The sequence below is a fragment of the Mycobacterium sp. GA-1841 genome (genome assembly GCF_001954135.1).
Classification (GTDB): domain Bacteria; phylum Actinomycetota; class Actinomycetes; order Mycobacteriales; family Mycobacteriaceae; genus Mycobacterium.
Genome location: NZ_MBEQ01000062.1, coordinates 30667 through 52137 on the forward strand (window position 1 = coordinate 30667; position 21471 = coordinate 52137).

Genomic DNA, 21471 nt, shown 5'->3' on the forward strand with positions numbered 1-21471 from the left:
TTTAATCGGCGTCACATTATTCGGCGTAAATGTACCCGCCGATAGCGATTCTTACCCTTGCGGGCAAAAGTGAGCGGTAGATCACATCCCGACACTCCAGCAAACTTTCCTCAGCGTCAAGATCACGGCGCCCGGACAAGCGCGTAACGGGTGTTACCGCTGTGAAAGATGTGCCGGGCGCAGCACCAGGTTCACCTCGCACGATCCATGCCGGGAGTCGGGTCGTACGGTCGCGGTGTATCGACCCCCGACCACCTCGGCGTTCAGATCGATCACTTCCTGGATCATGCCCTGCTGGATGCCGCGGACCACCTCGGGTGAGGCCGCTGCGACCTCGGCCAGCGGGCACGTGCAGATCTCGACCGACACCCCGCCGAAGGAGGTCAGTACCGACTGGGCCTGGAATCCCAGTTCGCCGAGCGTGGCCACGACAAGATCGGCGAGCGACGTCTCATCACGACGACGCGCCACCCGGACCTGGTGCGCCAGGTCGGCACCGATGCGCAACGCTCGCTCTTCGCGTTCCTCGGGTGTGCCGCCCAGGTGCGTGGCGAACAACGCGACGATGTCGGCGTAGTCCAGCCGCGGGGCGATCTCGTAGGTCACCCGGGGCCGGCCGACCCGTCCGGTGCCGACGGCCGCGCCGCCCCGACGGATGACACCTTGCTCCTGGAGCGCACTCAGGTGAAACCGCGCGGTGGTGACGTGGATCTGCAGGTTCTCGGCGATCTGGCGGGCATCGACGGGGCCGTCGGCCGCGCGCAGCAGATCGAGCACCCGTTGTCGCTGCTGGCCGGCCGCCCGGTCCGATTCGGCCCGGTCACCATGCCGGGGCGTGGGACCGTGATGGGTTGGCGCAGCAGTCATTTCACTTCGGTAGCCGGCACCACCGCGACGATCGCCACTGCGGTCAACTGTTGCCGGTAGCGGCTGAAGGTCTTGCGCATGTGCAGCACCCGCTTGCGGGCCCCCGGGTGCGTCAGCACATTCCCCAGGATCCGCAGTGCGCCGAACAAGCCTTCGTCGGCGATCATCCGACGCGGCTCGAGGAGCGCCATCGGCGCGTGATCGACGCTGGCCACTTCGAATCCGGCACCGGTCAGCAGCTCGGTCCACTCGGCCACAGTGAGCGGACGGGCATTGACCTTGATGGCCTGCGCCATCTGCCGACGGATGTCGTCCTTGATCTCGTCGGCCAGTCCATCAGGCGTCAGGCCCAGCTCATGAATGGCGTAGCGGCCGCCGGGCCGCAGCACCCGAAAGGCCTCCTCGACGATGGCTTTCTTGGACTTCTCCCCCTGCATCGTGAGCATCGCCTCGCCGACGACGACGTCGGCCGAGCCGGCGTCCAGACCGGTGTGGGCGGCGTCGGCAGCGACGAGTCGCCCACCCGAGGTCGCCACCACCTGCTGCAACGGGGCCGAGGTCGTCGAGTTGTCGTCGACGCCGACGTAGGACCGCGGACGTTGCGCGGCGATGTCGGTGGCGGTCCGGCCCAGGCCAGGGCCGAGTTCGACGACGTCGGCGTCGTTGATCCGTGCGGCGGCCAACAGCTTCGTGGTCAGCTCCAGCCCGCCCGGGCGCAGCACCCGCTTGCCGAGCCGGGCCAGCAGCCAGTGCCCGGGCACATCGGCGTCGGATCGTTGTGCCAGCGGCAGATCGTTCTTACCGGTCATCTCGTCATCCCTTGCCTGCTCGAGGCGGCGCTGTCGGCGGCTTCGCCAATTTAGAGGAATCTTTTGCTTTTTACCGTACGAGTTCGGTAAGCCTAAGGCAATATCTGCACCCCACCGATGTGCGAACATCTGCGGATGGACCCGAAGGACGACCCCGAGGCGCGCATCCGGGAACTGGAGCGCCCGCTGGCCGACGCGGCGCGAACCTCGGAGCTCGGCACTCACGGCTCCAACAGCTTTCCGCCGCCACCTGCCGGTCCGCCGGCACCTTGGCCGGGCTATGAGCCGTACCCGCCATATCCCGCCCCGCCGCAGCGCAGGACCACCGCGACACCGCTGGTGATCCTGTTCGCGGTGTTGTCGGCGATCCTGATCGCCGGTGGCGTCGCGGCCTTCGTGTTCTTCACCAGCGCCGCCGACAGGTCCGGCTCGGGCGACGCGTCCTCCGACAGCCGATCCACCACCATCCGGAAGTCCACCGCCCATCCCACCCCGGCACCGGAACCCGTTGCGCCGGGTCAGGTTTCGGCCGGACAGACCATGATCGTCTCGGGCATCGGCGAACACCGGACCGTCGAGTGCCGGGACAGCACCGTGATCGTCAGCGGTGTGGAGAATCAGTTGGAGATCACCGGGCACTGCGTCGCCGTGACCGTATCCGGGGTGAACAACGTCGTCACGGTCGAGTCGGCCGACACCATCGGCGTCTCCGGATTCGAGAACCGGGTCACCTACCGCAGCGGGCAACCCGAGGTGAGCAACTCAGGTCAGTCCAACGTCGTCGAGCCGGCCTGATCCGCCCCGGGCGCACCGTCGAGGCCCCGCAGAAACGTCTGCAGCAGGTCGATCAGCGGGGCCGGATTGTCCTCCGGGACCCAGGCGTAGGAGTCGTCGACAAATTCCAAGCGGACATTCGGCAATGTCCGGGCCAACCGGGTCGCGCCTTCGGCGGGGAAATACCGCTCCTCACGCGGCCACACCACCAGGGCCGGACGGTGGTACCCCGCCAGCAGCGGTGAATACTTCGCCAGGTAGTCCGGCGACAGCCCCTTCAGGAAGCGACGGAAATCGTTGCGCACCAGAGGATCGCTGCGCAGCGGCCCCACATACTCGGCCATGATGTCAGGCGGGATCGGCCGTTTGGTCGCCCCGCCGTAGGTCACCCGCAGCCGCTGCACCGGCTTGAGCCCGATGCCCACCGACTGCAACAGCCCGGCCCCGGGTAGCCCGGCCAGTTTGGTCAGCAGCTTGACCGGCCACGGGTCGGAGTCGAATGCGTTGGTGGCGACGAGAACCAGCGCCTCGACCCGTTCGGGATGGTTCACGGCGGCCACCTGGGCGATGTCACCGCCGTAACCGTTGCCGACCAGTACGGCCTGCTCGATCCCGAGTGCGTCGAGTAGGTCGACGACGGTGCGCGCCAGGCCGGGCATGGTCACGTCGGCGCCGGGCAGCGCGGGGGTGTGTGATCCCATGGCCAAATCGGGTGCGATGCAGCGGATTCCGGCCCCGGAGCCGGGGACCAGGCCATCCACCACGTGGCGCCACACCCGGCCGTTGGCGACCAGACCGTGCACGAGTACGACGGGTCGGCCACTGCCACATTCACGCACGCCGACCGGACCGTAGGGCAACTCGACCAGTCGCCGGGAGCTGAGCGTGTCCATCCGACTGTCCTCTCGCCACGAGCAACCGAAAATCAATACAGACTGTATGCAAACACATCGAACGGCGAACATCAATACATACAGGCTGTTAAAATTTCTCGATGGGCAACGAATCGCGCGACGGCCGCGAGCAGCGCAGCGAGGCCACGCGGTCGGCACTGATCGCGGCGGCGCGCGCGCAGTTCGTCGAGCGCGGATATGCGGCAGTGTCCACCGGCGACATCGCACGCGTCGCGGCGGTCACCCGCAACGCGCTCTACTACCACTTCCCCACCAAGGAAGCGGTGTTCCGGGCGGTCTACGAAGATGTCGAAGGGCAACTGGCGCAACGGGTCCTGCCCGCCGCAGCCGCCCACACCACCGGTCGCGCCCAACTCGAGGCGGGTATCGAGGAGTTCCTCGACGGCTGTCTGGATCCCACCGTGGCGCGGGTCAGCGTGCTCGAAGCGCCGGCCGCACTCGGATTCGGCCAGATGCGCGAGATCGACAATCGCAACTACCTCGGGGCACTACGCGACGGCTTGCGCACCGCGATTGCCGCCGGTGAGCTCCCCGACCTTCCGGTGGACACACTCGCCTCGATGATCATCGGGGCGCTGGACGAGGCCGCACTGCTCATCGCGACGGCAGACGATCCCGCCGCGGCCCGTCGCGATGCCGGCGTGGTGGCCCGGGCATTGATCGACGGCTTGTTCACCCGCTGACGCGCTACAGCACCTTCGACAGAAACTCTTGCAGCCGCGGGTGTTTCGGGTTGTCGAACAGTTCGGCCGGCGGCGCATCCTCGACGATGTTGCCGTCGCACATGAAGATGACCCGTGAGGCCACCTCCCGGGCGAAGCCCATCTCGTGGGTGACCACCACCATCGTCATGCCGCCCTCGGCCAGCTCACGCAGCACTTCCAGCACGTCGCCGACCATCTCCGGATCCAGCGCGCTGGTGGCCTCGTCGAACAGCATGATCGACGGGTTCATCGCCAGCGCCCGCGCGATCGCGACGCGCTGCTTCTGCCCACCGGACAGCGTGTCCGGCTTGACGTTTGCCTTGTCCGCCAGACCGACCTGGGTCAGCAGCTCCATGGCCCGCTTCTCGGCGCCGGCCTTGTCCATCTTCTTGGTCAACAACGGCGCCAGCGTGACGTTGTCGATCACGGTCATGTGCGGAAACAGGTTGAAGTGCTGGAACACCATGCCGATGTGCTGACGGACCTTGTCGAGGTTGACCTTCCGGTCGGTGAGGTCGAAATCATCGACGGTGACCTTGCCCGCGGTGATGTCCTCGAGCTTGTTCAGGCACCGCAGGAACGTGGATTTGCCCGAACCCGAGGGCCCGATGACACACACCACCTCGCCCTTGCTGATCGTGGTGTCGATGCCGTCGAGCACCACCAGATCGCCGAAGGATTTCTTCAACCCTTCGATCCGGATCTTGACCGTGCCTTCGGGTTCAGCGGCGGCGGCGTCCGGTACCAACTGCGTCATTTGATCCTCTTCTCGAGTCGATCCGAGAGCTTCGTGAGCGCCATGATGACGATGAAGTAGATGATGCCGATGATCAGCCACATGGTGAACGACTGGTAGTTACGCGCGATGATCAACCGCCCGGTCTGGGTCAACTCGGCGATCCCGATCACCGACAGGATCGAGGTGTCCTTGAGGGTGATGACGAACTGGTTGACGTACGACGGGATCATCGTGCGAACCGCCTGCGGCAGAATCACTTTGCGCATCGTGGGCAGATAGCCGATGCCCAGGCTGCGCGAGGCCTCCATCTGGCCTTTGTCGACGGATTGGATTCCGCCGCGGACGATCTCGGTCATGTAGGCCCCGGCGTTGAGCGAGAGCGTGATGATGCCGGCGGTCAGGGCCGACATCTGGAAGCCCAGCGCCGAGGGGATACCGAAGTAGATGAAGAAGGCCTGCACCAGCAGCGGGGTGCCGCGGAAGATGTCGACATAGGTGGTGCCGATGGCCCGCAGGATGACCGAGCGTGACACCCGAAAGAGCCCGAAGATGATGCCCAGCACCAATGCGATGGCGATCGACACCACCGTCAGGATCAGGGTCATCTTCAGACCGGTCATCAGGAACGGGAACGTGCTCTTGAGCAGTCCGAGGAACGAGTTGTCCGCCTCGGAGGCCCCCTCGCCGAGGTACTTCTCCAGGATCTCGTCGTAGCGACCGGACTCCTTGAGTTCTTTGAGACCCGCGTTGAACTTGGTCAGCAGTTCGGCATTGTGTCCCTTGTTGACCGCGAAGCCATAGCTGGAGCCCTTCTCCTTCGGCGTCACGGTCTTGAACCCGTTGCCCTGTTGGATGCCGTAGTTGAGCACCGGGTAGTCCTCGAAGATCGCCACCGAGTTACCCGTCTTGACTTCCTCGAACATCGACGCCGAATCGGCGAACGAGACGATCTGGAAGCCGTACTTGTCCTTGATCGACTGGGCGAATTCCGCACCCTCGGTGCCGTTCTTGACCGCAACCCGTTTGCCGCGCAGGTCGGCGTAGGACTTGATGTCCTCGTTGGTGGCCAACACCGCCATCTGCACGCCGGATTCGAAGTACGGGTCGGAGAAGTCGAACACCTTCTTGCGCTCGTCGGTGATCGACATGCCGGCGATCACCCCGTCGGCCTGGTTGGCCTGCACGGCCTGCAGTGCGGCGTCGAAGCCCAGCGGCTTGATGGTGATGTTGAACTTCTGGTTCGCCGCGATCTCGTTGATCAGATCGATGTCGATGCCGACGAATTTCCCGTCCACGTCCTGGAATTCGAACGGTGCGAACGTGATGTCGGTGGCGACGACGTAGGTTTCCCCCTCGGCCGAAGCTCGAGCCGGGGTCAGCATGGTGGCGCCGGCCAGGCCGACCAGCAAGGCCAGAAGCGTGAGCAGATGCAGCGGTATTCGCGAGCCCGATCGTCGACTGCGAAGCGACTGTGGCGAACCAGCTCGCATATGGCAACTCCCCTCGGCGCGGCAATGGCGAAGCCCACCGTATCGCTAGCCCGTGGCCGAACGGGAGAATTCGGCAGGCGACAATGGGCTGGTGTTCGATGGCTTCGAGGTTCACCGCGCCGCCAACGGGATTGCGCTGTGGGTGGGCGGTAGTGGACCGCCGCTGCTGCTGTTGCACGGATATCCACAGACGCATGTCATGTGGCATGCCGTTGCCCCGCTGCTGGCGCGCAGTTTCACCGTCGTCGTCGGTGATCTCCCCGGTTACGGTGCCTCCGAGGCGCCATCGGTACAAGCCGATCATCTGCCGCATTCCAAACGGGCCTGGGCGGCACAGTTCGTGACGGCGATGGCCGAGTTGGGATTCGACCGGTTCGCGGTGTGTGGTCACGATCGCGGCGGACGGGTTGCCTATCGGATGGCACTGGACCATCCGCAGCGGGTTTCGCGGCTGGCTGTGCTCGATATCGTGCCGACTGTCGAGATGTACGAGAGTGCCGATCGAGACTTCGGCTTCGGCTACTGGCACTGGTTCTTCCTGCCTCAACCTGCGCCCTACCCGGAGACGCTGATCGGTCATGACCCGGATGCGTTCTTCGAGGGCTCGCTCATGAAGGTGACGACGTTCGCCCCCGAGGCACTGGAGGCGTATCGCTCCTCGTGGCGCCGGTCGCACACGATCGAGGCGATGTGCGAGGACTACCGCGCCGGGTTCGGCATCGACTCCGAGCTGGATCGCGTCGACCGCGAATCGGGTCGAAAGATCACCGTGCCCCTGTTGGTCCTGTGGGGCTCGCGCGGCGTGATCGACAGGTGGTACGAGCCGCTGCGGGTGTGGGCCCGCTGGGCCGAGGACGTGTCCGGCGCGGCCGTCGACGCAACACATTTCCTGGCCGAGGACCAGCCGGATGAGGTGGCGCGTCGGCTCCAGACGTTCCTGCAGTGACGCGTGAGGAGAAGCCGCCCAAAGGGGTAGTGCACTACGCGTGAGGTAACGCCGTCACCGGCCGTACGTTTTCTGCATCAGGGCGTCGGAAAGTTCAGCGCCTGGTTCAGAGGAAGTCCGACATGAGCGTTTTCCATCCGGTTTCCGTCATCAAACGCGAAGCCGCACCACAGACCACACCGGCGGCCCACACCCACGAGCCCGTGCTGATCACCGAACAGCAGGTGCTGTTCAGCACTGCCGCGGCCGTGGGGGCCCCGTCGCGGCACACCCTCATGACGACGATGTCACAGGCGATGTCCCATGCGATGTCATCGGCGGTGACGCACTGGCGCACACGGGAGGTCCGCCCGCACTACCCGCCGCGGATGCCCTACCTCGAACACAGTCTGATGGCCCGCGAGATGGACCGGCTCTGATCAGCCGGCCAGCGCGACCACCGGGGCGACCACGTCGGAGTAGCGCGACGCGTCACCGGCGATGGGGCGGCTGCGCCGGCCGTGCACGTCGACCGGCACATCACCGGCCAGCGTGATGCGGCTGAGCCGCCGGAACTGGTCGTCGTAGTCGGCCACCGCGTAGTGCTGGGTGGCCCGGTTGTCCCAGATCGCCAGGTCGCCGGGCTCCCAGCTCCACCGAATCGTGTTCTCCAACTTGATCACCCGGTTCTGCAGCAGCTGGAACAGGGTGGCCGACTCGGCGGCGCTGAGCCCGACGAACTGTTTGATGAAGTGTCCCAGCAGGAGCACCCGCTTGCCTGTCTCAGGATGCACCCGTACCACGGGATGCTCGGTCTCGTAGTACTCGGACTCGAACTCCTCGCGATACTGCCGGTGACCGTCGGCGATCTCCTCATGCCGCCCGTCGTAATCGGCTGCGTAGTCGTACTGGTTGGTGTGTACCGCCCACAGGTTCTCCACCAGCACGCGCAGCGGTTCAGGCAGCCGGTCGTAGGCGGCCTCGGTCGACGCCCACGTCGTCGTGCCGCCATAGTCGGGCAGCGTCACCGCCCGCAGCACCGAGGCCTTGGGGATGCGGTCGACGAACGTCACGTCGGTGTGCCAGCTGTTGGCCTTGTCATACCGCGAGTCGATGGGCAGTACCCGGTCACCGCGTGAGGTGACGGTCGGGTGGGCTGCGGTGGGGATACCGAGCAACCGGGCGAATGCCAACTGGCCGTCGTCGTCGAGGTGGTGTTGTCCCCGGAAGAAGATGACCTTGTGTTCGAGCAGGGCCTCGTTGATCGCGGACACCGTGGCCGCGTCCAGGTTTCCGTTGACGTCGATTCCGTCGATGCGGGCCCCGATGTGGGCGCCGAGCTTCACTACACGCAGAGTGGACACCGCGTCACACTCGCCGAGCGCGGGTCTGAACACCACGTTTGCGCTCAGCGCGAGCGCAACCGTCAGTCGATCCGGATGACGTAGGTGCCGTCGTCGTCGCGCTCGATCTGCCCGTCGAGGCTGTTGACCCAGACCGGGGTGTCGCGTCGGGAACCCAGGAACGCGCTCTGCACGGAGCCGCCGGGTTGCAGGTCGACGTTCCACTCGTCGTCCTGGGCGACGATGGTGAGGATCTCCTCACCGTCCGCGCGGCGGATCGAGATCACCTGTCCGTTGGATTCCAGGTCCTCGGCGTCGTAGTCGTCGAGCTCAGCGTCGTCGAAGAGTTCGGCATCCGGATCTCTGACATCGTCATGCACGGGACAGACTGTACCCAGAATCACGTCCGCGGGATGACGACTGTCCGGCTCTCAGCCGCTAACGTGCATCCGACGTTTACAGGCTGTTCGCCCGGGGAACAACGAGTCCCGCTGTGGCGTTGGCCAAGCATTGGTCTGTTATCAGGAGGATCATCAATGGCTACCGATTACGACGCGCCGCGGGTCAAGGAGACCGAAGAGTCGACCGACGAGTCCCTCGAACAGCTGGCTGCGCAGCGGCGCACCGCGGCCAACACCGCGGTCATCGACGAGGACGAGGTGGTCGATTCGTTCGACCTACCTGACGCGGACCTCACCGGCGAGGAGCTGAGCGTGCGCGTCGTCCCCAAGCAGGCGGACGAGTTCACCTGCTCGAGCTGCTTCCTCGTGCAGCACCGCAACCGCTTGGCGCTGCAGAAGGGTGAGCAGCAGCTCTGCATCGATTGCGTGTAGTTCACGTGATCCGCCCCCGACGCGGCGCATAGTTCCTATTGTCAGCTGCATACCGACAACGACGTTGGAGGTGCAGATGACGGACCGTGCGACCGCCGGGGTGCGGGGTGACACCCGACGCGAAAGTCACAGCTACCACTTCGATCGGCACACTCCGCAATACCGCGATCAGTTCGAGCCGATCACCTCGGAGATGCTGGGCGCCTGTCCGTTGGCCTGGACCGACACCTACGGCGGGCACTGGGTGGCCGCCGGCAGCAGTGAAGTGTTCGAACTCGCCCGCTGCCCGCACATCTCGAACGACTTCGACTTCCTCGGCGAGCGAAAAGGCTACCGCGGCATCAGCATTCCACGCGCCGAGTCGAGCACGAAGTTCCGCGGCGGCATGTTGGAGATGGACGATCCCGAACACCGCGCCTACCGCACGCCGCTCAATGGCTACCTCTCACCGGCTGCGGTGGCCCGCTGGCGACCGGTGGTCGACGAGCTGGTCCGGGCCTGTCTGGACGAGAAAATCGAAAGCGGCACCATCGATTTCGTCGACGATCTGGCAAACATCGTCCCGGCGGTGTTGACGCTCGGGATGCTCGGCGTCCCGCTCACCGAATGGGAGATCTACTGCGAACCGGCGCACGCGTCGGTCTACACCCGCGCCGATTCCCCCGACGCCAAACGGGTCTTCGACCTGTCGGTGGCCTCGGCCGTGCACATGATGGAGCATGTCGCGGTGATCCGCGAGAACCCGCGGCCGGGGTTGATCGATGCCATGGTCCGAATGCGGATCGACGGCCAACCCGCCCCGGACTCCGAGATCATGGGCATGCTCATGCTGTTGATCGGCGGCGGCTTCGACACCACCACGGCGCTCACCGCGCACTCACTGGAATGGCTGTCCCAGCATCCCGACGAGCGCGGGCGGTTGAGCCGGGACCGCGTGCGGCTGCTCGACTCGGCGACCGAGGAGTTCCTCCGGTTCTTCACCCCGGCGCCCGGGGACGGCCGCACCGTCGCCGAGGACATCGAGGTCGGTGGCGTCGGGCTCAAAGAGGGTGAGCGGCTCTGGCTGTCGTGGGCGATGGCCAACCGCGACCCGCGTGTCTTCGACGCGCCGAATGAACTCCAGCTGGACCGCACCGGCAACCGCCACTTCAGTTTCGGGCTGGGCGTACACCGCTGCATCGGCTCGAACGTGGCCCGCACGGTGTTCAAGGCCATGCTCACCGGGGTGCTCGACCGGTTGCCCGATTACCACTGCGACCCGGCCGGCACGGTGCACTACGAGACCATCGGTGTCATCCAGGGCATGCAGCACCTACCCGCCACCTTCACCCCGGGCCCGCGGCGCGGTCCAGGTTTGGCCGCCACGCTGGAGAAACTGCAACGGATCTGTGACGAGCAGCAGTTGGCCGCACCGATCACGGTGCACAAGGCCGCCGCGGTCATCGACTGACCTTTGATTGACCCCCGCGTCTGCGATGCCGACGCGGCGCCGGCGCGATACGGTCAGGTCGATCGCTGCGCTCACATCGTTCGGACTCCAGAAAGCGGGAACAGATGACGGCAATACTGGTGACGGCCCGCCGGCTCCTGACCGCCTGCGCATTCGCGGTCGTGGCGCTCGCCCCGGCGGTCACGGGAATCGCTGCGGCACCGACCAATTCGGTCGCTCCCCTGGCCGATTGCCCGACCGGCGAAGATGGCGACGTCTACACCGGTACCTGCGCGCCGTACCTGGTGCCGAATTCGCCCGAAGCGCCTGCGGTTGCGCCGACGCCGGACGCGGACCTGTGCCCTCCCGGGGTCAGCGGGTCGCAGTGCACGCCGTCCACCGGCGGCAAGGCCAGCCCTTCCGGGTCTGAGCTGCCCGGATCGGTTGCGCCGTCGGGGCCCGAGCAGTCATTGCAGGACGTCAGCACACCCGATTTCTGATCGTTTTCGACGCACTCCTGGCTCACTCGTCGACTCACTCCTCGACGACGGTGAACAGCGAGTCACCGTCCTCGGGCGTCCCGTCGATCTGACCGTGGTGCTCCCCCGGGCCGTCGTCGCCTGCATCTGAACCGATCGACTCGTCGGCGCGCGACACCCCGTCGGCGTCCCGCGGATCGACGTCGTCGACCGTCACATCGGGCTCCTCCTCGGCCAGCCGCTGGTCCAACGACTCGCCTTCACGCTCCTCTGCCGCCGACACACCGAACTTGGTGGCCTCACTCCAGTCCTCCGGCGGGTCGACCACTTCGTCGCCGTCGTCGTTGCGCACGTCATCGGAATCGGTGGCCTCCATCGGGCTCAACATGTCGTCGGCCCCGCCCAGGTCATTGGCGCTCGCGCCGGTGTCGTCGGTGCTCATCTTCTCCTCCAATTCCGGTGCAGCTTCCTCACAGCGATAGCCATCGCGCTCGGGGTTGAAACCGGACCGCAGGAGGTGTGAGCATGCCAACGGGCGCCGGGCGGTCCCGGTGCACGGCTATCGTGGTCCACCATGGCCAACTTGGACCGTCGAAAAATGATGATGTTGTCGGGTCTCGGCGTGATGGCGGCGGCGCTACCCGCCCAGCAGGCCCACGCGCTTCCCGCCAAGCCCCAGGCCCCGCGTGTTCCGGCGCCGTCCGCGGTGAACTACGTGTTCGCCGACGAGTTCGACGGGCCTGCGGGCTCGTCGCCGAACACGGCGAAGTGGACCATCGCCAAGGCCCGCGAGACCATCAAGGACCCCACCTACTGGGAGCAGCCCGGTCGCATCGGCCAGTACCGCGACGACCGCAAGAACGCCTTCCTCGACGGCAAGGGAAACCTCGTCATCCGCGCCACGAAGGAAGGCGACACCTACTACGGGGCCAAGCTGGCCAGCGTGTGGGAGGGCGGCGCCGGGCACACCTGGGAGGCGCGGATCAAGTTCAACTGCCTGACCGCCGGCGCCTGGCCGGCCTTCTGGCTCGGCACCCTCGGTGAGGGTGAGCTCGACATCGTCGAGTGGTACGGCAACGGCAAATGGCCCTCGGCCACCACCGTGCACGCCAAGTCCAACGGTGGCGAGTGGGAGACCCACAACATCGCCGTCGACACCGGCTGGCACACCTGGCGCACGCAGTGGGACGCCAACGGTGCCCGGTTCTGGCAGGACTACACCGACGGTGCGAAACCGTATTTCGAGGTCGCGGCGAGCCAGCTGCCGGACTGGCCGTTCAATCAACCGGGCTACACGATGTTCGTCGTGCTGAACCTTGCCGTCGCGGGCTCCGGCGGAGAAGATCCCAGCGGGGGCACCTATCCGGCCGACATGCTCGTGGACTACGTGCGCGTCTGGTAGCTCAGGGTTCGATCTGCATTTCGGTCAGCACCCGCCGGAGTAGCTTTCCGGTGGCGTTGCGCGGCAGTTCGTCGATGAACACCACGTCGCGTGGCACCTTGTGGCGGGCCAGGTTGTCCTTCACGTACTGCTTGATGTCGGCTGGGTTCTGCGTCGCGCCGGGCTCGGAAACGATGAAGGCGCGCAACCGTTTTCCGAACTCGACGTCGTCGACGCCCACCACCGCCACGTCGGCGACGTCGGTGCGTTGCTCCAGCAGGTTCTCCACTTCCTGCGGAAAGACGTTCTCACCGCCCGAGACGATCATGTCGTCGTCGCGGCCGTCGACGAACAGCAGTCCGTCGTCGTCGAAGTGGCCCATGTCGCCGCTGGACATGTAGCCGTCGATGATCTGCTTGCTGCGGCCGTCGGTGTAGCCCTGAAACGGTGCACCATTGCGGACGAAGATGCGGCCGCGGCGGTTTCGGCCGTGGACGCGTTGGTCGTGTTCGTCGTAGAGCACCACCTCGCAGGTGACCGGGGCCCGACCCGCGGTGCCGGGTGCGGCACGCAACTCGGCCGGGGTGGCCACCGACGCGATGGCGCATTCCGTCGAGCCGTACATGTTGTAGAGGACGTCGCCGAACGTGTCCTGCACCCGGGTGGACAACTCGGGGCTCAGCGCCGACCCGGCGATCAGGATGACCTTCAGGGACGACGTGTCGTACTTGGCGATGACGTCGGGACCGAGTTCGACCATCCGGTGCAGCATGGTCGGCACGGCCACCAGCATGTCGGCCGAATGCTCGGCGATGAGTTTGAGGGTGCCCTCGGCATTGAACCGCCGGGCCGTCACGACCTTGTTGCCCAACGCCGCGCCCACCCCGTAGGTGGCCCAGCCGGTGCTGTGAAAGATCGGGGAGACGATGACCATGGTTCCCTTGCGCGGGAACGGGATTCGGTCGATGATCTGTGCCGTCGCCAGCGGCGACACCGAACCGCGCGGCGCGCCTTTGGGTAGCCCGGTGGTGCCGCTGGTGAGGATCACCGAACCGCCTGGCCGGCTCGGCGGCGGCAACGGCTCGGTGGAATTCGCGGCGACGAGGGCATCGAGAGTACGGGCTCCCGGTGGCAGCTCGGCACCGTCGTCCACCCACGTCACCACGCGCGGCAGGTCGGAGGGCAGCGCGTCGAGCAGACCGAGGAACTCGCTGTCGTGCAGCATCACGCTGACCTTCTCGCGCTCGCAGACCTGCGCGAACTGTGGTTTGGCGAAGCCCGTGTTCATCAACACCATCCGGGCGCCCAGCTTGCCGCACGCGGCCATCGCGAGCGCCAGGCCGCGGTGGTCACGGCACAGCACGCCGACCACCGAACCTTCGACGACGCCGAGAGACTGCAGTCCATGCGCCAGGGCCCACGATTGATCGTCGATCTCTTGATAGGTCAACGTGCCGCGCTCGTCGACGATGGCCGGCAACGTCGGGAACCGGTGGGCGCCCTGGATCGCCATCGTGGCCTGTGGTCCGTACACGGGGGCGAGTTTTGCGGCCCGAACCGCCGACTTCAGGTCTTTGAGGTCGAGCACGCCGGTGGCGGTCAGGCGCTGGACCGCGTGCCCGGACTCGGCCGCCCGCTGCAGCGTCTGGCGAATACCGCCCAGCATGTCGGTTACACCACGCATGAGCCACCGGAGAACAGGTCGCAGGTGGTCTCCAGACCGTTGAGCACACCGGCGGGGATGGCGGAGATGAAGTCGGTCAGGCTGATGGCGCGCAACGACGTCATATCGGCAGCTTTCTGTGTGCCGATCAGCACTGCCACGGCGTCACCCTCGGCGGTGGTGATCGTGAACGAGTCGTCGCCGTCGCCGTACTGTCCCGCGCAGTCGGTTTCGCACGCCCCCGTCGTGGGATCGATCTTCTCGTCGAACATGTCGTTGATCCATCCCGACGACAGCTCCCGCACGGCCAGCGGGTTCTGCGGTTGCGGGAACCCGGCGATGAGGTAGGCGGCCACCTGGATCAGCGGATTGCCGCCCTGCATGGGATCCATGTGCACGCCGTCTTCGAGCACCACCCCGGTGAACTGCCCCGGCCTGGCCTGCGACAGTTGACTGTTGACGTCGCTGAACACGTTGAGGAAGTTCAGCGGGGCGCCGATCTCGTAGACCGGGATGTAGTCGTTCGGGTCGTCGTCGCTCGGGTCGATGGTGCCGTTCGTTTCCAGCTCGTCGAGCCGGCTCATCGCGTCCGGGACGATCGAGCCCATCGGCACCGCGTCATAGGTCACCACGCCGGCCAGGTGGTTGGTCGTGTCGCCCGTGTAGGTCGGGTCCTCGCGGCGACGGGTCAGTCCCTCGGCGTAGTACCCGGCGACCCCGGGGGCGAAGCCACCACCGAGCGAGTGCCCGACGACGACGAAGTCCAAGGGCACGTCGAGATCGCCGGTGCGGCCGGCCTTGAGTTCGGCGGTGTCCAGGCTGGCGTTGAGTGCGGTACGGTCCGGATCGAGGAACAACTGCGCGACGGCCTCGTGCAGCTTGTCGCCTCCGAGCCACATGCCGTCGGCCTCGAACGGGTTCGAGGTGTAGGTGGTGGTTACGACGATGCTGTTGGTCGAATGCGCCAGGTATGACGCGGTGTAGCTGTAGAGCGGGCCGTTGGCCAGGAACCCGTGTTGCAGGTAGATCATCCGGGTGGGTGCGGGCTGCCCCTCCTGCGTGGTGGGGACATACCAATTCGACTCGACTTCATGGCCTTCGGAGACCACCAGCGTGGAGGTACTGACCTGCACCGAGTCCCGCAGGCCCGCGGGAATCACCGGGTCACCGCCGACCACCCGCTCCAGCGTGGCGAGCGTATCGAACACGACGTCCCCGAGAAACGACAGCGGCTTCGGGTAATTCTGCGGCTCGGGGTTGAGGGCGAGCGCCCCGAGACTGCGCAGCACATCGTGGATCGTCTCGAGCGGATCGTGGGGGCTCGGGTTGGCCGTCGTCGAAGCGAGGCTGCGGATGCGCCCTGCGGAACCGTCCAGGTCTGACGGCGCCGACGTCACGACGTTGCGCGACATCGTGCCGATCGATGCCTCGGTTTCGGCGGCCGGTTCGGTTGCCGGTGTGGGCGTCGGTGTCGGCGGGTTCACCCGCTCGCGGGCTGCAGCCCGTGCCGAGCGGATCTTGATCGGCGGCCGCACCCGGACTTCGACGGCCTTCGGCGCCTCCTCGGTCGTGGCACGGCTGTCATCCCGAAACAACGTGCGGGCCTTGGTCGCAACCGAATCGGTGACTTCGGTCGTTGCGGCGTCGGTCGAGGTCTTGTTCTGGTTCTTCTCGGCCTCTGCTTTTTCGGGCTTGTCCGTCTTGTCCGTCTTGTCGGCTTTGTCTGTCTTCTCGGCCTTATCTGGCTTGTCGGCCTTGGTTCGCGAAATCCCGGGCTTCACCCGCTGTTTCGCGACGTGCGCCTTTCGCTGATGGGATCGCTGTGAGGAATCGTTGTGGGTGGCCGCCGACCCCGCATCCTTCTTCGACGGCCCGTCCTCGTCGGCGTGGGCGGTTGCCGCCCCGGCGAGCATGGCCGCCGATATTCCCGCCGTGAAAACCCCGGCGCCCACCCACGTTGCGACTCGTGTCATTCCCGCCCCCCTGTGCGTCCACTTCGACCTCTGGCACGCTAACGGGAGCGGGTGGCTTTGCGGGCGGGATTCGCCGAGATCAGTTGGCGCAGCCGGGCGTCAGGCCTCGCTCATCCCCTCGACGGGTTCGGGGACAGCGCCCTGGCGTACGGCTTTCTCGATGCGCTCACCGAGATCGGCGTCGACGTTGCGCCAGTACTCAAATGCGCGTTCCAAGACATCGCCGGTGACGGCGCCGTCCAGCGCACCGGCGATCTGCTCGACGGCCGCGGTGCGTTGCGCGTCGTCCCAGACCTCGCGGACCAGCGTGCCGGGCTGACCGAAATCGTCGTCCTCGGAATGCAGGCTGTAGGCCGCGCGGAGCAATTCGCCGTCGGTTTCCCAGCCGTCCTCGGCCGGTCCGGTGATGTCTGCGAACGAACGGCCGGTGCTGTTGGGTGCGTAGACCGCCGCGGCCCCGGCGTGGTGGTAGGTCATCTGGCCGTCGAACATGTAGGTGTTGACGTCGACACCCTCGCGCGGTTGGTTGACCGGCAATTGGTGGAAGTTGGTGCCGATCCGGTTGCGTTGGGCGTCGTTGTAGGCGAAGGCGCGGCCGAGCAGCATCTTGTCCGGCGACAGCCCGATGCCGGGCACGGTGTTGCCCGGCGAGAAGGCGGCTTGTTCGATTTCGGCAAAGAAGTTCTCCGGGTTTCGATTCAGCGTGTAGGTGCCCACCTGGATCAACGGGTAGTCGGCATGCGACCACGTCTTGGTCAGGTCGAACGGGTTGAACCGATAGTCGGCAGCCTCGGCGTAGGGCATCACCTGCACCGAGAGCCGCCAGCTGGGGTGGTCGCCGCGTTCGATGGCGTCGAACAGGTCTCGGCGGTGGAAGTCGGCGTCCTCACCGGCTAGTGCCGCGGCTTCGGCGTTGGTGAGGAACTCCATGCCCTGCTCGGTGTGGAAGTGGTATTTGACCCAGAACTTCTCGCCTCCGGCGTTGACCCACATGAACGTGTGCGATCCGTAACCGTTCATGTGCCGCCACGTCCGCGGCAGGCCCCGCTGCCCCATCAGATACGTAACCTGGTGTGCCGATTCAGGATTGAGGGTCCAGAAGTCCCACTGCATCTGGCCCGAGCGCAACCCGGAATCCGGCAGGCGCTTCTGGCTGCGGATGAAGTGCGGAAACTTCATCGGGTCCCGCAGAAAAAAGATCGGTGTGTTGTTGCCGACGAGGTCGTAATTGCCTTCGGAGGTATAGAACTTCATCGCGTAGCCACGTACGTCACGCCAGGTGTCCGGGCTGCCCTGCTCCCCGGCGACGGTGGAGAACCGCACCAGCAGATCGGTTTCGGCGCCCTTCTGGAAAAGCGCGGCCTTGGTGTACTGCGAGACGTCCTCGGTGACCTTCAAGACGCCGAAGGCGCCGGCACCCTTGGCGTGCGGGCTGCGCTCCGGAACGCGTTCGCGGTTGAAATGTGCCATCTGCTCGAGAAAGTGCACGTCGTGCAGGACGATCGGCCCGTTGGGCCCGACGGTCAGCGAATTGCGGTCACTGGCGGCCGGCGCTCCGCTGCCGGTGGTCGAGCCGGTTGGGGATGCACTCATGTCATTCTCCGTTCAGTTGGGCTGTTTTCTGGGCTGTCAATCGGGGCATGTACCCCAAAACATCACTTCCGCCACGTCGATCCGGTATCCAGGCACGTCAAGCCTCACCATGACCCCTAATCTTGCATAAAGCAAGGGTTGTTGAGTGCAATACTGAATTTTATGGACGAGACGATGATCGCCACTGCACTGTTTTCCGGACCTGATGCAATCATGGCCGCAGACCGAAACGGGTTGATCACGTTCTGGAATGGCGGCGCCGAGCGGCTGTTCGGGTTTTCCGCCGAGCATGCCATCGGTGAGTCGCTGGACCTGATCATCCCGAAGCGGCTGCGCGCCCGGCATTGGGCCGGGTGGCACCAGGTCATGGAGACCGGGAAAAGCCGCTACGGCGACGGGGACATGCTCGCAGTGCCGGCCGTGCGGGCAGACGGCTCGACGATCTCGGTGGAGTTCGTCATCCACCCGCTGGCCGACAACCAGGGCCAACTCCTCGGTATCGCCGCCACGTTGCGTGATGTCACCGCCCGTTTCGAGGAAACCCGCGAACTACGCCGTCAGCTTGCCGAACGCGGATGACCAAGACCGCCGTCGACGAGTTGCTGGCCTTCGAAACGGCGACCCGCGATCTGGTCGGGGTGGCGTTGCGCAGCCTGGAGCAGCTTGAGGTTTCGCTGCCACAGTTCCGGCTGCTGGCTGCGTTGCAGGACCGGGGTCGGTCCACGTCCACGCAGTGCGCGAAGGCGCTCGGAGTGGCCGGGTCATCGGTTACCCGCCTGGCCGATCGGCTGCACGCTTCGGGCCATCTGGTGCGGGTCACCGACCCGTCGAACCGCAGAATCGTCGCCTTGGAGCTGACGCCGCAGGGACGCAAGCTGGTCAAACGGGCCGCGACCCGCCGTCGCCGCGAGCTGAGCCGAGTCCTGGACCAGATCGACCCCGCCCAGCGGGCCGCCTGCGCGGCCGTCCTCGCCGCCCTGCACGAACGGTTCGGTGATGGCCACGCCGATGCGCCGAGGCCGATACCGCTGTAGCCATCTCGGCCTTGGCTCTGGCCTTACCCGGGACTTCGGCGTAGTTTTTCTACAAGTCCATATTGTAAAAACGCGGAGGGTGGGTAATGAGCATCGCCGAACGCAGCACCGGCACCGTCTGGCAGGGACCGCTCGCGTCAGGAACGGGGCAACTGACCTCCGGCAGCGGGGCATTGACCGGGCTCGACGTCACCTGGGCGGCCCGCACCGAGGCGCCCGGCGGCAAAACCAGTCCGGAGGAGCTGGCCGCGGCCGCGCACTCGTCGTGCTTCTCGATGGCGCTCGCACTCAAGCTCGGCGAGCACCATCTGAGCCCGCGCCGGCTCGACGTGCAGGCCACCGTGACGCTCGACGAGATCGACGGCCTGCCCACCATCGTCACCTCGGCCTTGACCGTCAAAGCGCAGGTCGACGGCGTCGACGGCGAAAGTTTCCAGCGGATCGTCGACGAGGCCGCTGCGTTGTGCCCGGTGTCCCGGTTGTTCGCCGGAGCCAAGATCAGCGTGGAAGCCGAACTCGAATGACTGTGAGCGCCACCCTCGAACGCGAACACCGCACCATCGACGAGGGCATCATCGATTTCCTTCGCTCCGACGCCTCGACAGTCACCCCTGAAAAGCGCACCGGCCTACGGGATGCCATCGCGCTGCTCCGGCGCCATATCTACATCGAAGAGGAGTACTTGTTTCCGCCACTACGCGCGGCCGGCCTGTTCGGTCCGGTGCTGGTGATGGTGCACGAACACGGATTGATGTGGCCACTTCTCGACAAACTCGAGCGGCTGGTTGTCGACGACGAAGACGCCGCCGCCGCGCAGCTGTGTCGAGACCTGCTGGAACAGCTCAACACCCACAACATGAAGGAAGAGCGAATCCTCTACCCGCAGGCCGACGGCACCCTGGCGCAGGGCGACCTCGACGAACTGGCCGAGTTGTTCAGCGCCGCCGCCGTTCCCGAGGGCTGGTTCTGCGGCGGCGTGGCCGCTACTTCGGAGTGACGGTCTCGGCGAACGTGCCGCCGCCCTTGTTCAGCCAGCTGATGCTGCCGTGCTGGAACTCGGTGACCCAGCCGCCGTTGGTGGCATCCGGACCGCCGCCCGTCTCGGATTCGTCGTCGGTCGGGAAGCCCAAGGTGCCTGCGGGGCCGCCATTTTCGTTGTACACCCGCAAGATCTCACCCTGCACCACATGGGCACCTGTCGACGGTGAGGAGAAGATGGTGCCGTTGGCGAACGCCTGCACCGTGCCGTCGCCGACCTTCTGTGGCTGCGCTGTCGGAGCGCCCAATGCACCCTCGCCGCCGGCGTCGGAATAGGCCTTCGCAGTCGGAGCGTCGAGCGTCACCTCGCCGACACCGGGAGCGTTGATCGTGGTGGGCGCACCTTCGACGGCCGACGAAACCGCGGTCGAGGCCGAGCTGGCCCCGGATTTCACCGCACTCGTGCCGGCGTCGACCGCCGACGACGCGGCACTCGTCGCACTCGACAAGGCATCCCTTGTCTGGTCCTTCGATTCTTCCGAGCATGCAACGACAGTCGCGCCGGCGATGGCGAAAGCTGCAGCTAGCACACCTGTGCGTTTGATCAGCTTTGGGTTCATTTCCCGAACGTAACACCGGGGACAACGACGCGTCAGCAGAAACCGAGATACCGAGATGGGCAGCTAGTACTCTCAATCGCCCGATTTTCGGCGCAGTGAGTGCACCGCTGCCACCGCCACCGAGATCCCGACACTCAACGCAAACACCGCCAGAACCAGGTGCCGGACGCCGTCGGTGGCGACGAACGCCCACACCTGCAGACCCCCGGCGATCAGCGACAAGATGCCGAATGCCAGGCCGGCGAGGGCGAGACGACGGTCTGTCATGTCCGCAGTGTAGGCAGGCGTATCTCCGTGGGAATGAGCCGGTTTCGAGGGCCGTGGTTATCGTGGAATAAGGCGAATGGAGGCCCACATGAGTTCCGAGACGCACCTCGACCGCACCGGTGCGGCGACCACCGTGACCGAACACTCCGACCGATTCACCATCGAGGTCGAGGGCCACACCGTCGGACTGGCCGATTTCCACGATCGCGATGGCCGCCGGATCTTTCCGCACACCGAGGTCAATCCGCAGTACCGCGGCCGCGGTCTGGCCACGATCCTGATCGCCGAAGCCCTACGTTCGACGCGGGCGGCCGGGCTGCGGATCGTGCCGACGTGCTGGGCGGTGGCCGAGTACATCGATGCCCATCCGGAGTATGCCGACATCACCGACCGGTGAGCAGCTGGGCACTTAGGCCTGTGGTGTGACGAGATACTTCTCCCCCGTCGCCTTCTGCAGGTAGCTGTGGAAGGCCTCCGGCTGGAGCATGCCGGCCCGGAGACCATCGCCCGGCTGCGGGCCCGCGTCGCCGCGGAACTCACCACGACGTTCGCGAGCACCTACACCCAAGAGGTCTCCCTGGCCGGCATGCTCCAGCCGGAGGCCTTCCACAGCTACCTGCAGAAGGCGACGGGGGAGAAGTATCTCGTCACACCAC

Annotated in this window: 26 protein-coding genes and 1 pseudogene; 14 read left to right on the plus strand and 13 right to left on the minus strand. The window is 65.9% G+C overall.

Going from position 1 to position 21471, the window contains the following annotated elements:
* Positions 1 to 153 precede the first annotated feature (153 nt).
* Together A5740_RS14350 and A5740_RS14355 are read right to left on the minus strand one after the other, a co-directional pair.
* On the minus strand, positions 154 to 867 hold the full coding sequence (locus A5740_RS14350) for a metalloregulator ArsR/SmtB family transcription factor (RefSeq protein ID WP_076195055.1): 714 nt from the start codon (positions 865 to 867) through the stop codon (positions 154 to 156).
* Positions 864 to 1676: a class I SAM-dependent methyltransferase gene (locus A5740_RS14355; RefSeq protein ID WP_076195057.1), complete on the minus strand. Its 813-nt coding sequence runs from the start codon at positions 1674 to 1676 to the stop codon at positions 864 to 866. The genes A5740_RS14350 and A5740_RS14355 overlap by 4 nt, the downstream gene beginning before the upstream one ends.
* 135 nt (positions 1677 to 1811) lie before the next feature.
* On the opposite strand from A5740_RS14355, the gene A5740_RS14360 reads away from it, so the two are divergent.
* Entirely contained in the window at positions 1812 to 2471 is a 660-nt protein-coding gene (locus A5740_RS14360) for a DUF3060 domain-containing protein (RefSeq protein ID WP_175616251.1), read from the plus strand.
* On the opposite strand, the gene A5740_RS14365 is transcribed toward A5740_RS14360, so the two are convergent.
* Positions 2444 to 3343 (minus strand): alpha/beta fold hydrolase, encoded by a 900-nt coding sequence (locus A5740_RS14365; protein ID WP_175616252.1) that lies wholly within the window; start codon positions 3341 to 3343, stop codon positions 2444 to 2446. The genes A5740_RS14360 and A5740_RS14365 overlap by 28 nt on opposite strands.
* Positions 3344 to 3444: 101 nt before the next feature.
* Between A5740_RS14365 and A5740_RS14370 the strand changes: the two genes are divergently transcribed.
* Complete coding sequence (locus A5740_RS14370) at positions 3445 to 4047, plus strand: TetR/AcrR family transcriptional regulator (RefSeq protein ID WP_076195060.1); 603 nt, start codon at positions 3445 to 3447, stop codon at positions 4045 to 4047.
* A 4-nt stretch (positions 4048 to 4051) separates the two neighbouring features.
* Here the strand turns inward: A5740_RS14370 and A5740_RS14375 are convergent, their stop codons facing one another.
* Entirely contained in the window at positions 4052 to 4825 is a 774-nt protein-coding gene (locus A5740_RS14375; RefSeq protein ID WP_076195062.1) for an amino acid ABC transporter ATP-binding protein, read from the minus strand.
* The gene (locus A5740_RS14380; protein ID WP_175616253.1) at positions 4822 to 6297 is read right to left on the minus strand and encodes an amino acid ABC transporter substrate-binding protein/permease; all 1476 of its coding nucleotides are present in this window, start codon (positions 6295 to 6297) and stop codon (positions 4822 to 4824) included. The genes A5740_RS14375 and A5740_RS14380 overlap by 4 nt, the downstream gene beginning before the upstream one ends.
* A 52-nt stretch (positions 6298 to 6349) precedes the next feature.
* On the opposite strand from A5740_RS14380, the gene A5740_RS14385 reads away from it, so the two are divergent.
* Positions 6350 to 7243, plus strand: a complete 894-nt coding sequence (locus A5740_RS14385) for an alpha/beta fold hydrolase (protein WP_076195063.1) — start codon at positions 6350 to 6352, stop codon at positions 7241 to 7243.
* 122 nt (positions 7244 to 7365) lie between these two features.
* Entirely contained in the window at positions 7366 to 7662 is a 297-nt protein-coding gene (locus tag A5740_RS14390; protein ID WP_076195065.1) for a hypothetical protein, read from the plus strand.
* On the opposite strand, the gene A5740_RS14395 is transcribed toward A5740_RS14390, so the two are convergent.
* Complete coding sequence (locus A5740_RS14395; protein WP_076195110.1) at positions 7663 to 8586, minus strand: TauD/TfdA family dioxygenase; 924 nt, start codon at positions 8584 to 8586, stop codon at positions 7663 to 7665.
* Positions 8587 to 8648: 62 nt separating this feature from the next.
* Positions 8649 to 8945, minus strand: coding sequence for a hypothetical protein (locus A5740_RS14400; RefSeq protein WP_254849190.1), 297 nt, complete (start codon positions 8943 to 8945; stop codon positions 8649 to 8651).
* A gap of 156 nt (positions 8946 to 9101) precedes the next feature.
* On the opposite strand from A5740_RS14400, the gene A5740_RS14405 reads away from it, so the two are divergent.
* The 3 genes from A5740_RS14405 to A5740_RS14415 all read left to right on the plus strand — a co-directional run bounded on the left by A5740_RS14405 (position 9102) and on the right by A5740_RS14415 (position 11327).
* Positions 9102 to 9398 (plus strand): DUF4193 domain-containing protein, encoded by a 297-nt coding sequence (locus A5740_RS14405; protein WP_076195067.1) that lies wholly within the window; start codon positions 9102 to 9104, stop codon positions 9396 to 9398.
* A gap of 76 nt (positions 9399 to 9474) precedes the next feature.
* Positions 9475 to 10848 carry a cytochrome P450 gene (locus tag A5740_RS14410; RefSeq protein WP_076195069.1) on the plus strand — a complete coding sequence of 458 codons (1374 nt, stop codon included), beginning with the start codon at positions 9475 to 9477 and terminating at the stop codon, positions 10846 to 10848.
* A 104-nt stretch (positions 10849 to 10952) separates the two neighbouring features.
* Positions 10953 to 11327 carry a hypothetical protein gene (locus A5740_RS14415; RefSeq protein ID WP_076195070.1) on the plus strand — a complete coding sequence of 125 codons (375 nt, stop codon included), beginning with the start codon at positions 10953 to 10955 and terminating at the stop codon, positions 11325 to 11327.
* Between the two features lie 34 nt (positions 11328 to 11361).
* On the opposite strand, the gene A5740_RS14420 is transcribed toward A5740_RS14415, so the two are convergent.
* Positions 11362 to 11748 (minus strand): hypothetical protein, encoded by a 387-nt coding sequence (locus A5740_RS14420; protein ID WP_076195072.1) that lies wholly within the window; start codon positions 11746 to 11748, stop codon positions 11362 to 11364.
* A 132-nt stretch (positions 11749 to 11880) separates the two neighbouring features.
* On the opposite strand from A5740_RS14420, the gene A5740_RS14425 reads away from it, so the two are divergent.
* Complete coding sequence (locus tag A5740_RS14425) at positions 11881 to 12708, plus strand: family 16 glycosylhydrolase (RefSeq protein WP_067773710.1); 828 nt, start codon at positions 11881 to 11883, stop codon at positions 12706 to 12708.
* Position 12709: 1 nt separating this feature from the next.
* On the opposite strand, the gene A5740_RS14430 is transcribed toward A5740_RS14425, so the two are convergent.
* From A5740_RS14430 to A5740_RS14445, 3 genes are all read right to left on the minus strand, one after another.
* On the minus strand, positions 12710 to 14371 hold the full coding sequence (locus A5740_RS14430; RefSeq protein ID WP_076195073.1) for an acyl-CoA synthetase: 1662 nt from the start codon (positions 14369 to 14371) through the stop codon (positions 12710 to 12712).
* Positions 14359 to 16323, minus strand: a complete 1965-nt coding sequence (locus A5740_RS28745; RefSeq protein ID WP_175616254.1) for a hypothetical protein — start codon at positions 16321 to 16323, stop codon at positions 14359 to 14361. Before A5740_RS28745 ends, A5740_RS14430 begins: the two co-directional genes overlap by 13 nt.
* A 99-nt stretch (positions 16324 to 16422) precedes the next feature.
* Positions 16423 to 17916, minus strand: a complete 1494-nt coding sequence (locus A5740_RS14445) for a catalase (RefSeq protein WP_076195079.1) — start codon at positions 17914 to 17916, stop codon at positions 16423 to 16425.
* A gap of 162 nt (positions 17917 to 18078) precedes the next feature.
* On the opposite strand from A5740_RS14445, the gene A5740_RS14450 reads away from it, so the two are divergent.
* The 4 genes from A5740_RS14450 to A5740_RS14465 all read left to right on the plus strand — a co-directional run bounded on the left by A5740_RS14450 (position 18079) and on the right by A5740_RS14465 (position 19947).
* Positions 18079 to 18495, plus strand: a complete 417-nt coding sequence (locus tag A5740_RS14450) for a PAS domain S-box protein (protein ID WP_076195081.1) — start codon at positions 18079 to 18081, stop codon at positions 18493 to 18495.
* Positions 18492 to 18950, plus strand: coding sequence for a MarR family winged helix-turn-helix transcriptional regulator (locus A5740_RS14455; RefSeq protein ID WP_076195083.1), 459 nt, complete (start codon positions 18492 to 18494; stop codon positions 18948 to 18950). Before A5740_RS14450 ends, A5740_RS14455 begins: the two co-directional genes overlap by 4 nt.
* 86 nt (positions 18951 to 19036) lie before the next feature.
* Positions 19037 to 19474, plus strand: coding sequence for an OsmC family peroxiredoxin (locus A5740_RS14460; RefSeq protein WP_076195085.1), 438 nt, complete (start codon positions 19037 to 19039; stop codon positions 19472 to 19474).
* Complete coding sequence (locus tag A5740_RS14465; RefSeq protein ID WP_076195087.1) at positions 19471 to 19947, plus strand: hemerythrin domain-containing protein; 477 nt, start codon at positions 19471 to 19473, stop codon at positions 19945 to 19947. The genes A5740_RS14460 and A5740_RS14465 overlap by 4 nt, the downstream gene beginning before the upstream one ends.
* On the opposite strand, the gene A5740_RS14470 is transcribed toward A5740_RS14465, so the two are convergent.
* Complete coding sequence (locus tag A5740_RS14470; protein ID WP_076195089.1) at positions 19934 to 20548, minus strand: LGFP repeat-containing protein; 615 nt, start codon at positions 20546 to 20548, stop codon at positions 19934 to 19936. The two genes, A5740_RS14465 and A5740_RS14470, sit on opposite strands and share 14 nt — an antisense overlap.
* Positions 20549 to 20620: 72 nt before the next feature.
* On the minus strand, positions 20621 to 20815 hold the full coding sequence (locus tag A5740_RS14475; RefSeq protein ID WP_076195091.1) for a hypothetical protein: 195 nt from the start codon (positions 20813 to 20815) through the stop codon (positions 20621 to 20623).
* Between the two features lie 88 nt (positions 20816 to 20903).
* Between A5740_RS14475 and A5740_RS14480 the strand changes: the two genes are divergently transcribed.
* Together A5740_RS14480 and A5740_RS28385 are read left to right on the plus strand one after the other, a co-directional pair.
* Positions 20904 to 21212, plus strand: a complete 309-nt coding sequence (locus tag A5740_RS14480) for a GNAT family N-acetyltransferase (RefSeq protein ID WP_076195113.1) — start codon at positions 20904 to 20906, stop codon at positions 21210 to 21212.
* Positions 21213 to 21293: 81 nt separating this feature from the next.
* Positions 21294 to 21471, plus strand: a pseudogene (locus tag A5740_RS28385) (NADH oxidase); the annotation flags it as partial.